We start from the raw sequence: 13,128 nt of genomic DNA, 5'->3' as shown, positions 1-13,128 counted from the left end.
AGAGGTGTTGCATCGACCAGTTGAATCCGCCCGTCATTTCTTTGTCCAAAGCGACAAAGAAACGAAGCAAAGAAAACGCTTTCAAAACTTGGGCTCGTAAGTTGACCTAGCGTGCAGTTTCTGCGTTTTTGGCACCCCAAAAGCACGGTGCTCGCCAGAGCCACCGATGTTTGAAACTCTCCTTCTCGCGAATTCTTACACGCACACGCTTCGCCCCGTACGCTCTCGGGCAAGCACGCTTGCCTACGGACCTGCACGGCCGCCCTGCACGCCTCAGCTTCCCTCATCGCGATACGCTCCTTCACAACGCAAAAAAACCGCTGATGCGAGTCTCGCATCAGCGGTTTTTTGCAGCGCTCAATCCAGCGCATCACGTCACAAGCACGTTCAATCCCGTGCTATGCCCGCCGCGCCGTGGCTCAGCCAGTCCAGCACCGCGCCCGTGTCGTCATCGCCCGCTTCCCGCACCTTCGCCATCGCATCGCTCACGTCTGCACTCGCCGGCACCGCACGACGGATCGCCACGCCAACCGCAAGAATGTCGATCATCACAAGATGCAAAATGCGCGAAATCATCGACATCTGCGACTCACGAATCTCAATGTGATCCGTCTCCAACGCCACCGTCGCCCGCTTGGCCAACGGCGTATTGCTCGACGTAATGGCAACCACCGTCGCACCCTGCTGCATCGCAATCTCCAGCACACGCAACAACTCAGGCGCACGCCCAGACTTCGATACCGCCACAATCACATCGCCCTTGCCCAACAACGCCGCCGACGCCGCCTGCATGTACAGGTCGCCATAAGCAATGGTCGGGATGCCGAAACGGAAGAACTTGTAGTGCGCATCCTGCGCCACGATGTTCGAATTGCCCAAGCCGTAGAACTCGATTCGCCGCGCGCCATTGAGAATATCGATCGCACGTTCCACATGGTCGAAGTTCAAATGCTCACGCAATTGCAGAATCGCGGACACCGTGTTGTCCAGCACCTTCGCACCAAAATCCGTAGCAGTGTCGCCCAGATGAACCTGGCTGTGGCTCACCGGAATCGTACCGGTCAACCCCGTCGCCAGCTTCAGCTTGAAATCCGATAACCCCTGGCAACCCAGCGACCGGCAAAAGCGAATCACCGTAGGCTGGCTAACGTCAGCCTTGCGCGCAATATCGATGATCGGATCATTGATGATCGAACGCGGATGGTTCAAAGCAAGATCCGCCACGCGGCGCTCGGCAGGCGTCAACGCGTCGCGCATCTGGCGGATCCGCTCGAATACCGCGGACGAACCACCGTTCGCGCGATTCGATAACTGCTCCGACAGAATGGCCGATACCCCAAGAAACGCCGGATATTCCGCCGTGATGATGAACGTGGGCACGCTCGACAAATACTGCTGAAACCGCCCTTTCGCTTCGAACCGCTCGCGAAACGGCGACTTCGTGAACAACTCGCCCAACTTCAACACCACCCCGCCGCCAATAAAAATCCCGCCCAGCGCGCCCAGCGTCACCGCAATATTCCCGGCAAACGTGCCGAGAATGCCGCAGAAACAATTCACGGCTTCAAGCGCAAGCGCCTCGCCATCGTGAGCACGCTGCGTAATGCTGGCCGACTCGAGATCGTCCGCCACACTCACGCCATCGCGTTCGGCAAGCGCCTGGTAAATCAGCAACAAACCCGGCCCTGCCGACACGCGTTCGAACGACACATGCGGGAATTTTGTGCGCGCAAAACGCATCACCAAATCTTCACGTTCGTTCGATGGCGCGAAGCTCGCATGGCCGCCTTCGCTGCCAAGCGCAATCCAGCGGTCATCGGCGGGAATCAGGCCGGACACGCCCAGACCCGTACCCGGTCCAAGCAAGCCAATCACACTGTTTTGCCGGCGCGAACCGCCGCCTACCTGCACGCGCTGCGCATCGGTCAGGCCGGGCAACGCCATTGCAAGCGCAGTGAAATCGTTCACGACCAAAAGCGTGTCGAAGCCCAACGCGCGGCGCGTGGCCTCGATCGAGAAGCTCCAGTCGTGATTCGTCATGGAGACATGATCGCCATCCACCGGATTCGCAATCGCCACGGCCGCGTGGTTCACGCGGCTCACCTTGATGTCCTTCAGATACTGCTGCATCGCCTCAGCAATACCAGGATAGTCCCGGCCCGGATACACACGTATGTCGCCAATCACGCCCGGCGCCGTCTCGAGCGCGAAGCGCGCGTTGGTGCCGCCAACATCGGCCAAAAGCCTGGGTCCGTCGGCGTGCTGACTTCCGGCCGCTACCGTTACGGCCTTACTTTGCACACCAGTAGACATCGAGCCTGACTCCCTGAGCATGTGCCAACGTGGAGATGGCGTTTTTTTGCGGTGCGGCAAGCGCAGCGTTGAGTACATCGAGCTTATTCTGGCCACTAATGAACAGGAAGAGCTGCTTGACGTCCTTGAGCGCGGACATGGACAACGACACCCGCGCGTGCGGTGCACTGCCCGGATGAACCGACACGAACCGGTCAGCGGTCGATATGGCGAAGTCCCACTCGGGCGCATCGGCGAAAATGGACGCCGTATGGCCGTCCTCACCCATGCCAAGCACGGCAACGTCAGGCACCCGGCGCTGCGCATCGCCGTTCAGGTCAGCGATGTGCGCGTCCAGTGGTCGCGCCGTGTCCACCAGCGGCAGGAAATGCGCGCCGCTCGCTGCGTTCTGCAGGAGGGTTTCACGCGCAAGGCGCGCATTGCTTGCGCTGTCCGTCTCCGGCACCCAGCGGTCATCGACCAGAGTGACATCGATATGCGCCCAGTCGAGCGCATGGGTCGAAAGGGTCTGCAAAAACGGCTTCGGGCTCGTGCCGCCAGATACGGCGAGCGTGGCGTGTTGGGTGGCGTTTCCTGCCACAGCGGCATCGGCCGACGCCGCTCCGCGAGCGGCGAGCGTTGCGGTAAGCGCGTCGCCTACCGCTTCTGCCAACGCGTCGGATTGGACGCTTGGCTCATCAAAAGTATGAAGCTCGATCACTGCTCCTCCATGCTGCCTTGTTTTGGTTTCATTTCGCCCGTTGCGACAACGCTTGAACCACTTTCAGCGTCGCGCAACGGGATTTGTCTCGGCTTTAATTGCAACATGTCTACAGCACGTACGTCCTGGAACACGTTCCACCGACCCATTACAACGGTCTCAATACCAGTCTTGATTTACAACCTTGCTTCTCAGTCTTAATTCTCTTCTTCCAGCCAGCACGTGCCGTGCTGCGCTAGCATCGCGCTCGCGGCCGCCGGTCCCCAGGTGCCCGATGCATAAGGCTTCGGCGGTTTCCCCGACGCTGCCCATTCGTCCAGGATCGGCTCCACATAACGCCACGCCGCTTCCTGCTCGTCACGCCGCACGAACAACGCGAGACGTCCGTTGATCACGTCGAGCAGCAGGCGCTGGTAGGCCTCCATCTGCCCTTCCTTGAAGAACTTGTCGAATGCGAGATCGAGGTGGACGCTTGCCAGGTTCATGCCCTCGCCAGGCTGTTTCGCAAGGCAGTACAGACGAATGGTTTCGTTCGGCTGCAAGCGAATCACCAACCGGTTCGCGCCCGCGCGCAATGCGTTCGCACCCAGCGCGGAATGCGGCACAGGCCGGAAATTCACGACAATCTCCGCCGTCCGATCCGCCAGCCGCTTGCCGGTGCGCAGGAAAAACGGCACGCCGGCCCAGCGCCAGTTTTCGATTTCCACCTTCAACGCAACAAACGTCTCGGTTTGGCTTTCCGGCCGCACGCCCTTTTCGGTAGCGTACGCCGGTACCGACGTGCCCTTGATCACGCCAGCATGATATTGGCCGCGCACGGCAACTTTGCTGATGTCGCGCGGATCGACGGGTTTAAGCGCGCGCAGCACGCGTAGCTTTTCATCCCGTACGGAATCGGAATCCATGGAATGCGGCGGTTCCATCGTCACGATGGAAAGCAATTGCAGCAAGTGGTTCTGCACCATGTCGCGCAATGCGCCGGTGTTGTCGTAGAAATCGCCGCGCGCTTCCACACCGAGTTCTTCCGCAATCGTGATCTGGATGCTCTCCACCCACTCACGGCGCCACAGCGGTTCGAACAGTGCATTGCCAAAGCGCAGCGCGAGCAGGTTCTGCACCGGCTCCTTACCGAGGTAGTGGTCAATCCGGTAGATCTGCTCTTCCGCGAAAATCTCGCCAACCGCGTCATTAATCGCCTGCGACGACTTGAGGTCGTAGCCCAGCGGTTTTTCCAGCACGATCCGCGCATTTTCGTTCAGGCCGACATCGGCGAGCGCACGGCAGATCGGCACGAACAGTGACGGACCGGTCGCCAGGTAAAACACCCGCGTGCCGGCGTGCTGGTTCACCGCATCGCGCAGCAGCTTGAAGTCTTCCGGCTTGCCGAGGTCGAGACGAACGTAGACGAAGCGCGCCAGGAAACCCTTCCACACGTTTTCGTCGACGCCATTCTTCGACACGTGCGGCTTGACGTGTTCATCGACCCAATTCAAATACGCCTCGCGATCTTCGGCGGCGCGCGCTACCGCGACGATCTTGCCGCCTTCAGCGAGCATCCCGCCCCGGTGCGCTTCGAACAGCGCCGGCAGGATCTTGCGCATCGAGAGATCGCCAGTTCCACCGAACAGAACAAAGGTGAAATTCGAGTCGTTTTGCATGTGTCTCCGCTGGGGTTCAAGAGGACCGTAGTCCAATAAAGTTTTTTTTGACACTGAATTGTAGTTTAACTACAATTCAAATCAAGGGGTAACGTGATCCCGGAAAAAAACACTTAGTCAATCAGAACATGCGTGTTTTCCCGGAGTTTCACGTCTAGTTGCATGGTAATTGACCTGAGCCGATGACGCTTTTGCCACGGGTTTGCCATAAGGCAACGGTGAGGCGAGGGAAAACACCGAGCTAATGCAAAACCCCGGACGCACGCCGCGCTGGTCGACGCCAGTGTGAACGGGCAAAAATCAAAAGAGGAGACACAAGTTGCGATTCGACACACTCATCTCTTGAGAGCCGTGCGGCCGTGGTTCGGTCTGCCGGCCAGGCTGGCGTGCCCAAGGTTCATTGCCCTGGAGAACGCTTCGCTTTTTCCCGCCGACACCGCCGATAACCGGCCACTTCAGTTTGTTCATGTTCCAGCCATCGCTTCCTGGCGGCATCAGGGGCCAATCGTTTTTTGTTCAGGTGTTCGGAGGAGATAAACAATGAAATTTCGCAAGCTCATCGGCGCGCTCGGCGCCGCAGGTCTGTTGTGCGGCGTGTCGGCGCAAGCGGTTCAGGCAGCTGAATCCGTGTCGGTACTGCACTGGTGGACTTCCGGTGGTGAGTCGAAGGCCGTTGGCGTGTTGAAAGACGACATGACCAAGCAAGGCTACACCTGGAAGGACTTCGCTGTTGCAGGCGGCGCGGGTGCTGCGGCCATGACGGCACTCAAGACCCAGGTCATCTCGGGCAACGCCCCGTCGGCTGCACAGATCAAGGGGCCGCTGATCCAGGAATGGGCTGAGCAAGGCGTGCTCGTGCCGATCGATTCGGTTGCCGGTGACTGGAAGAAGAACCTACCGCCTGAAATCGACAAGGTCATCCACGCCGACGGTCACTATGTTGCCGCCCCGTTCTCGGTGCACCGCGTGAACTGGCTGTGGATCAACAAGGCGGCACTGGACAAGGCAGGCGGCAAGGTTCCGACCACGTGGCCGGAATTCTTCGAACTGGCTGACAAGATGAAGGCCCAGGGCATCGTTCCGGTGGCAGCAGGCGGCCAGCCGTGGCAAGACCTGACCTTGTGGGAAGACGTCGTGCTGTCGCAAGGCGCGGACTTCTACAAGAAGGCGATTGTCGATCTGGATCAGAAGACGTTGACGTCGGACCAGATGGTTGGCGTGTTCGACACGGTGCGCAAGATCGAAACGTATTTCGATAACGGCCGCACCGGCCGCGACTGGAATCTGGCAACCGCCATGGTCATCAACGGCAAGGCCGGCATGCAGTTCATGGGCGACTGGGCCAAGGGCGAGTTCGCAGGCGCGAACAAGACCGCCGGCACGGACTATGTCTGCGCACCGGTGCCGGGCACCGCCAAGCAGTACACGTTCAACGTCGACTCGTTCGTGTTCTTCCAGCAGAAGGGCTCGAAGGAAGCGACGCCGGGTCAACTGGCGCTCGCCAAGACGATCATGTCGCCGGCGTTCCAGGAACAGTTCAGCCTGTACAAGGGCTCGATCCCGGTTCGTTTGGGCGTCTCGATGGCCAAGTTCGACGCATGCGGCAAGCAGTCGTACGCGGATGAACAGACCGCCATCAAGGCAGGCGGTTATGTGCCGTCGCTGGCTCACGGCATGGCTCAAGGTGACGCAACAGCAGGCGCGATTACCGACGTCGTGACGAAGTTCATGAACTCGACGCAGGATTCGAAGAGCGCAGTTGCCGCTCTCGCGAATGCCGCCAAGACGAAGTGAGCTTGAAGTAAGCGTTTGATTCGGTAGCACCGGGCGCGCGGCTTTTTTAACCGGCCGCGCGCTCGGGCAAATCCCAAGCATGAGTTGGCTTTAAAAATTGCTGCATAACTGCTGCATCCCTGTTCCGGCCTGAGACTCTTGCCGGCAAATTTTCAGGAGTCGAGAAGTGGCTGCCTCCCCTAGCGGTATCGCGAGCAAGACTTCGCGCACCCCGCCTCGCCGCACGTCGCCTCTGGCGGCGCTTGCCGATACATACATTCCGAAGCTCGTACTCGCACCCAGCGTATTGATCGCGCTCGTGTTCGTGTACGGCTTTATCCTGATCACCGGCTGGCTTTCGCTGACGAATTCGCGATTGATGCCACGCTATGAATTCACCGGCTTCCAGCGCTACACCGAGCTGTTCTCGAACGACGTCTGGTGGACCTCCGCTGCGAACCTGGGGTGGTTCGGCATTCCGTTCATTGGGGTCTGCGTCGGACTCGGGCTGTTCCTGGCTATCCTGCTCGACCAGAAGATCCGCAACGAAGGCGCATTGCGCGCGATTTTCCTCTATCCGATGGCGCTGTCGTTCATCGTGACCGGCACCGCGTGGCAATGGATCTTGAATCCGGGCCTCGGGCTGGAAAAGATTTTCCACGACTGGGGCTGGACAAGCTTTTCGTTCGACTGGCTCGGCAACCCAGACAAGGCGATCTTCTGCGTGGTGATCGCGGCCGTGTGGCAATCCACCGGCTTTGTGATGGCCTTGTTCCTCGCCGGTTTGCGCGGCGTGGACGCGGAAATCTTCAAGGCTGCGCAGATGGACGGTGCATCGTTGCCCAGGATCTATCGCAGTATCGTGATCCCGAGCATGCGGCCGGTGTTCTTCTCCGTGCTGCTGATTCTCTGCCACATCACCATCAAGACCTTCGACCTCGTGGTTGCGTTGACCGCGGGCGGTCCGGGCACGTCGTCGTCGCTGCCGGCCATGTTCATGTACACGTTTTCGTTCAATCGCGGGCAACTGGGCCTGGGCGCCGCTTCGTCGATGATGATGCTCGCCACCGTCGTCGCCGTGCTGGTGCCGCTCATGTATCTGGAATCGAGGAGCACGCGCAATGGAATCTAAGATGACGATCAGCCGCGCCGTCATCTATGCGGCGTTGATCCTGTTTGCCCTGTACTTCCTGTTCCCGATCTATGTGATGCTCTCGACGTCCTTCAAGGACCTCGACCAGTTGCGCACCGGCAACCTGCTCACGCCGCCGACCTCGTTCACGTTCGCACCGTGGGTCAAGGCGTGGTCGCAATCGTGTACCGGCGTGCGTTGCGATGGCATGGAACCGTTCTTCATGAACTCGGTCCGCATGGTGATCCCGGCCGTGCTGATCTCGTCGATAGTCGGCGCGTTCAACGGTTACGTGCTCACGCACTGGCGCTTTCGCGGCGCGGATGCAGTGTTCACCATGTTGCTGGTCGGTTGTTTCATCCCGTTCCAGGCCATCCTTTTGCCGATGGCGCGTTTGCAAGGCATGCTGGGGCTGGCTAACACCACGACCGGTCTTGTACTCGTGCACGTGGTCTACGGGATTGCGTTCACCACCATGTTCTTCCGCAACTTCTACGTGAGCATTCCGGCGGAGCTGGTGAAGGCCGCGCGTATTGACGGTGCGGGTTTCTTCACCATCTTCACGAAGATCCTGCTGCCTGTGTCGCTGCCTATTTTCATGGTGTGCCTGATTTGGCAATTCACGCAAATCTGGAACGACTTCCTGTTCGGTATCGTGTTCTCCGGCGTCGATTCAATGCCGATCACCGTCGCCCTGAACAACCTGGTCAACACATCGACGGGCGTGAAGGAATACAACGTCGACATGGCTGCTGCGATCATTGCCGCCCTGCCCACCCTGCTCGTCTACATGGTCGCCGGCCGGTTCTTCGTGCGCGGCCTGACAGCAGGCGCGGTGAAGGGCTGACGCAGTGACGGCCGATTCCCGTAGAGCGCCATTCAAATGCTGGATGGCGCTTGCGATAGAAGATCAACTAATGTGCGCGACGATATTCAGCGCAGAGACATTAAAGGATTCATAGCATGGCAAGCCTTTCAATCCGTGACGTATACAAGACTTATGCGAACGGCGTCCCCGTTCTGAAGGGCGTGAACATCGACATCGAGGACGGTCAGTTCCTGATCCTCGTGGGCGGTTCGGGCTGCGGCAAGTCGACGTTGCTCAATATGATCGCCGGGCTGGAAACGGTCACCAAGGGCGACATCATGATCGACGGCAAGACGGTGAACAACCTCTCGCCGAAAGATCGCGACATTGCGATGGTGTTCCAGTCGTACGCGCTGTATCCGTCCATGACGGTGCGCGAGAACATCTCGTTCGGGCTGAACATTCGCAAGGTGCCGAAGGACGAGCAGAAGGCGATTGTGACGCGCGTGTCGGACACGCTGCAGATCCAGCATTTGCTCGATCGCAAGCCCGGCCAGTTGTCGGGCGGCCAACGTCAGCGCGTGGCCATGGGCCGTGCGCTGGCACGTGATCCGGTGATGTTCCTGTTCGACGAACCGCTGTCGAACCTGGACGCGAAGCTGCGGATCGAAATGCGTTCGGAGATCAAGCTGCTGCATCAGCGCCTTGGAACGACGATTGTGTATGTGACGCACGATCAGATCGAAGCCATGACGCTGGGCGACCGGATCGCGGTGATGAAGGATGGCGTGGTGCAGCAGTTCGGCGCACCGCAGGATATTTATGATTCGCCGGCGAATTTGTTCGTGGCGGGGTTCATTGGCGCGCCGCCGATGAATTTCATCGATGGCAAGCTGGTCGAGGCTGGATCGGGTGTCGGGCTGGAGATTGATACGGGCGTAGCGCGTAACGTGTTGGCCCTGCCCTTCGATGCCAATGCAATGCGTGGCAAGATCGGGCAGAACGTGATTCTTGGTCTGCGTCCGGAGCGGATTACCGATGCACGCAGCGCGCATAACGTGGAAGATGCGCGCTTGCAGCCTATTGAGGTGAAGATCGATGTGATCGAACCTACGGGTCCGGATACGCTGGTGTTCACGCAGGTGAACGGCAAGCGCGTGGTGAGCCGCGTGCATCCGGCGAGCAACCCGCAACCGCTGACGAACATGACGCTTTTGTTCGATGTATCGAAGGCCGTGCTGTTCGATTCGAAGACGGAAGAACGGCTGGCTTGAAGGTCAAGCGTTCTGTGTTGAATAGCCGCGCACCCGAAGGGGTGTGCGGCTTTTTAGTTTTGAGTTCGCCGCTTTCGTGCTGCGCGCCCGGTTTTACGCCTCTGCCCCGCGCGCATGAACCGCAGCCCGCTGGCGCGCGAGACTCCGGCCCACGACGCCCTCGAACACGGCGGACCCTTGATGGGTCAGGTTCGACCTCGTATCGATTGCCGGCGTAATGCCGATTGCCGCGATCCGGCGGCAGAATGCGTAATCCTCCGAGAGATAGGTCCCTTGCGAGTCGATCATGGTGTCGAAGAACGCATAGTGGAGCTCGGCTATTTTCCCGCTGTCGTGGTCCGGCCGATCGATCAATCCCGCACGGTAGTGAAGCTCAGGGAAACTGCTCGCGAGTTTCAGAAAGACTTCGCGCTTGATCAGCATGAATCCCGTGGGGGCGTCGATGACATCGAGGAAACCGTTCTCGTCCGGCTCGAGCACGCCGGAAAACGCGTTCGCCGGATAGCAAGCGAAACACTCCTGGAAATCAGCTTTCGTCGTGCCGGCCGGCAAGGCCTCAGGCAAGCCCTCCGCTGGCCAACCGTCGGTTTTCAACGGATAGACGCCCGCCACCACTGGCCGATCCGCCAGAAGCAGGCGAACGACGTCCGAACCCTTGAAACCGATATCGCCATCGATCCACATCAGATGCGTAAAACGCTCGTCTGCGAGATATTCCGCCACCATCGTGTTGCGTGCACGGGTGATCAGGCTGTCGAAGCTATTGAAATTTATCTTGAGACCAAACTCGTACCGGTCAGCCGTGTCGTACAAATCAAGGAGTCCGTGGACATAGCTGGTTGTAACGACCCCGCCATAGCTGGGCGTGGCTACATATACATTGGCGGGGATTTTTACATCGGTAGTCAAGGTTGCTCCGGAAGCGGTGAAATCTGTGGTCCTGCATGCCGGGCCTTCAGGCGCCGGGAGCCCGATCCGTTTAATACGTGACGGAGCGAGTGGGAACGGCATCCTAGCCGAATAAGGCATCTCGAAAAACTATGCGCTCGACGTCGGCCAAGGCTCAAGTTGCAGCCTTGGGGCACCGATATCACCGCACGTCCCGTGCGTCGAACAGGCACAATCCCTGTTCACTGACAATATCGGCGGCGCCGCCATGCTGCGTTTGCCCCTCCGCAGACTCTTCCGACATGACCCAAACCTTCCTCGCTGACCATCCCGACCTTGCGTGGACTTCTGCGCCGAAAAAGTCTGATTCCGAGGATCCCTTCATCGAACTCGAAGCACTCGATGACACCCGCGTCGACACTTGGGTCGATGCGCAAAACGCCCGTACGACGACGGCTTTCGGTAAAACGCCGGAAACCGATGCGCTGACCGCGCGCCTGAAAACCGCCTACACGTCGCAGGAAAGGATTGTTTCGTGCTCGCGTTACAGCGACTGGGGCTACAACACGTGGCAGGACGAGACGCATCCGCTCGGAATCGTCAGGCGTACGCCATGGTCATCGTGGCTGGCGGGCACGCCCGAGTGGCAAACCATCCTGGATGTCGACCAGATCGACTTGAACACGACCTCCGCCAAAGACGGCATCCGCTGGGCGCTGCACGACTTCGACATGCTCTACCCGACCTGGGACCGCGCGTTGGTGAGCTTGTCGCCGGGCGGCTCGGACGCATGCCTGGTGCGGGAGTTCGACATCGAAACGCAGCGCTTTATAGAAGACGGTTTCACGCTTCCCGACGTCGGCAAGCACGGGATTTCGTGGATCGATCGGGACACGGTGTATGTCGGCTGGGACGATAGCGCGCACAGCAAGAAGCCCGCGTTGACCACGTCCGGTTTTCCGCGTCAGGCGCGCAAATGGAAGCGCGGCACGAAGCTGGCGGATGCCCCCGTGGTCTTCGAAGGCAAGCGTCGCGACGTCTCGGCGGGCGCGGACTACGATCAGCTCGAAAAGCTGCATCTGGCTTCGCGCGCGACCTCGTTCTTCGAGACGCTGCAATACTGGCTCGATGAAACCACGGGCGAGTGGCAGCAATACGATGTCCCTCTGCACGCGGAACTGGAGCATTGGAACGGCTGGCTGTTTGTCACGCCGCGCGAGTCCTACGAATCGGCCGATACAACTTACGCAAGCGGTTCGCTGCTCGTCATTCGCCGCGATGCCTTCCTGAAAGGCGCGCGCAATTTCACCGTGCTGTTCACGCCGTCAGGCCGCAACGTCCTCGCCGATATCGACTTCACGAAGCACTGGCTGGTCGTATCGCAAATGGACGATGGTTCGCCGCGTGTGGAGTTGCTTAGTCCACCGGCCGATCTCGAAGGCGAATGGACCCGCCGAGATTTCGCACTGCCGGCCGCCAGCCAGTCGTACGTGGATTCCATCGACAGCGAACGCGACGACACCGTGCTCGTTCACGTCGAACATTTCCTCACGCCGCCATCCCTTTACTACGCCGATTTCGCGCAGCCGGGGAGCGAATGGCAACTGCTTGCACGCCTTCCCGCTCAGTTCGATGCAAGTGGTCTTGTTGCTGAACGTCGGCACGCGATATCAACCGATGGTGTTGCTATCCCCTATTGGCTGATCGGTCGTGAAGCGAACGTGAAAGGTCGTGAGTCAGCGCCCTGCCTGCTCTATGGCTACGGCGGTTTCGAAGTCGCGCTTGATCCGCATTACGACGCGACCACGGGTATCGCGTGGCTCGAAAGCGGTGGGTTGTACGCAGTCGCGAACATTCGCGGCGGCGGCGAGTTCGGGCCCGAGTGGCATCAGGCGGCGCAGCGCGAGAAACGGCAAGTCGCCTTCGATGACTTCATCGCGGTTGCCGAGGCGCTGGTGGCATCGGGCGTGACGACATCGGAACAACTCGCCATTCGGGGCGGCAGCAACGGCGGCTTGCTGACCGGCGTCATGCTGGTCCAGCGTCCAGAGTTGTTCGGCGCGGTGTTGTCGGAAGTGCCTTTGCTCGACATGGCGCGGTTTCACTTGCTGCTGCAAGGCGCGTCGTGGATCGATGAATACGGCGACCCCGAGGAGGCAGACGACCTGCGTTTCCTGCTGACTTACTCGCCTTATCAGAACGTGAAAGCCGATGCGGTTTATCCGCCAGCGCTGTTCACATCGTCGGCGACCGATGACCGCGTGCATCCCGGCCACGCCCGCAAAATGGCTGCACGGATGCAAGCCCAGGGACATGACCGCGTGTGGTATCTGGAGAACCGCGACGGCGGTCACGGCGCGGGCGTGGAGGCGGAAAGCATCGCCCGGGTGGAAGCGACTGCGTTCGCGTTCTTGCAGCGGATGGTGGGCGGCGGGTGATTTCGAATCGAGGGCGCGGAGCGAGACGGCAACGCGCTCGCGTTCTCAACCTATGAGCAATCCCTTGCGCCAACCCGGCGCGGATATCTTGTCCGCGCCGGATTGTTCAAAATGCGCAGCGCGATATCCCAGGGCTACCGAACA

The 13,128-nt window shown here is 59.8% G+C and carries 9 protein-coding genes; 5 read left to right on the top strand and 4 right to left on the bottom strand.

Translation table 11 applies throughout. The annotated features are described in order from the left end of the window. Positions 1-387 precede the first annotated feature (387 nt). From FH08_RS0115670 to zwf, 3 genes are all read right to left on the bottom strand, one after another. Positions 388-2,313: a bifunctional transcriptional regulator/glucokinase gene (locus FH08_RS0115670; RefSeq protein ID WP_031359220.1), complete on the bottom strand. Its 1,926-nt coding sequence runs from the start codon at positions 2,311-2,313 to the stop codon at positions 388-390. Next, the gene (gene pgl, locus FH08_RS0115665; protein WP_031359219.1) at positions 2,291-3,013 is read right to left on the bottom strand and encodes a 6-phosphogluconolactonase; all 723 of its coding nucleotides are present in this window, start codon (positions 3,011-3,013) and stop codon (positions 2,291-2,293) included. The genes FH08_RS0115670 and pgl overlap by 23 nt, the downstream gene beginning before the upstream one ends. A 197-nt stretch (positions 3,014-3,210) precedes the next feature. Next, positions 3,211-4,671 (bottom strand): glucose-6-phosphate dehydrogenase, encoded by a 1,461-nt coding sequence (gene zwf / locus FH08_RS0115655; RefSeq protein WP_031359218.1) that lies wholly within the window; start codon positions 4,669-4,671, stop codon positions 3,211-3,213. A 540-nt stretch (positions 4,672-5,211) separates the two neighbouring features. On the opposite strand from zwf, the gene FH08_RS0115650 reads away from it, so the two are divergent. From FH08_RS0115650 to FH08_RS0115635, 4 genes are all read left to right on the top strand, one after another. Further along, on the top strand, positions 5,212-6,465 hold the full coding sequence (locus FH08_RS0115650; protein ID WP_031359217.1) for an ABC transporter substrate-binding protein: 1,254 nt from the start codon (positions 5,212-5,214) through the stop codon (positions 6,463-6,465). 187 nt (positions 6,466-6,652) lie between these two features. Then, complete coding sequence (locus FH08_RS0115645; RefSeq protein WP_326928958.1) at positions 6,653-7,576, top strand: sugar ABC transporter permease; 924 nt, start codon at positions 6,653-6,655, stop codon at positions 7,574-7,576. Then, positions 7,566-8,423: a carbohydrate ABC transporter permease gene (locus tag FH08_RS0115640; protein ID WP_031359215.1), complete on the top strand. Its 858-nt coding sequence runs from the start codon at positions 7,566-7,568 to the stop codon at positions 8,421-8,423. The genes FH08_RS0115645 and FH08_RS0115640 overlap by 11 nt, the downstream gene beginning before the upstream one ends. 116 nt (positions 8,424-8,539) lie before the next feature. Continuing rightward, positions 8,540-9,658 carry an ABC transporter ATP-binding protein gene (locus FH08_RS0115635; RefSeq protein WP_031359214.1) on the top strand — a complete coding sequence of 373 codons (1,119 nt, stop codon included), beginning with the start codon at positions 8,540-8,542 and terminating at the stop codon, positions 9,656-9,658. Positions 9,659-9,751: 93 nt separating this feature from the next. On the opposite strand, the gene FH08_RS0115630 is transcribed toward FH08_RS0115635, so the two are convergent. Beyond that, on the bottom strand, positions 9,752-10,567 hold the full coding sequence (locus FH08_RS0115630; protein WP_031359213.1) for a hypothetical protein: 816 nt from the start codon (positions 10,565-10,567) through the stop codon (positions 9,752-9,754). Positions 10,568-10,848: 281 nt separating this feature from the next. Between FH08_RS0115630 and FH08_RS0115620 the strand changes: the two genes are divergently transcribed. Next, the gene (locus tag FH08_RS0115620) at positions 10,849-12,984 is read left to right on the top strand and encodes a prolyl oligopeptidase family serine peptidase (protein WP_031359212.1); all 2,136 of its coding nucleotides are present in this window, start codon (positions 10,849-10,851) and stop codon (positions 12,982-12,984) included. Positions 12,985-13,128: the final 144 nt, after the last annotated feature.

This window comes from Caballeronia sordidicola (genome assembly GCF_000729995.1).
Taxonomy (GTDB): Bacteria; Pseudomonadota; Gammaproteobacteria; order Burkholderiales; family Burkholderiaceae; genus Caballeronia; species Caballeronia sordidicola_A.
The sequence above is the reverse complement of the archived record's forward strand: the minus strand, read 5'-3'. Positions and strand labels throughout refer to the sequence as shown.

Excerpts from the sequence above, each read along its gene's own strand:
- FH08_RS0115650 (WP_031359217.1), top strand. The coding sequence starts at position 5,212 with ATGAAATTTCGCAAGCTCATCGGCGCGCTCGGCGCCGCAGGTCTGTTG.
- zwf (WP_031359218.1), bottom strand. The coding sequence starts at position 4,671 with ATGCAAAACGACTCGAATTTCACCTTTGTTCTGTTCGGTGGAACTGGC.
- FH08_RS0115640 (WP_031359215.1), top strand. The coding sequence starts at position 7,566 with ATGGAATCTAAGATGACGATCAGCCGCGCCGTCATCTATGCGGCGTTG.
- FH08_RS0115635 (WP_031359214.1), top strand. The coding sequence starts at position 8,540 with ATGGCAAGCCTTTCAATCCGTGACGTATACAAGACTTATGCGAACGGC.
- FH08_RS0115620 (WP_031359212.1), top strand. The coding sequence starts at position 10,849 with ATGACCCAAACCTTCCTCGCTGACCATCCCGACCTTGCGTGGACTTCT.
- FH08_RS0115670 (WP_031359220.1), bottom strand. The coding sequence starts at position 2,313 with ATGTCTACTGGTGTGCAAAGTAAGGCCGTAACGGTAGCGGCCGGAAGT.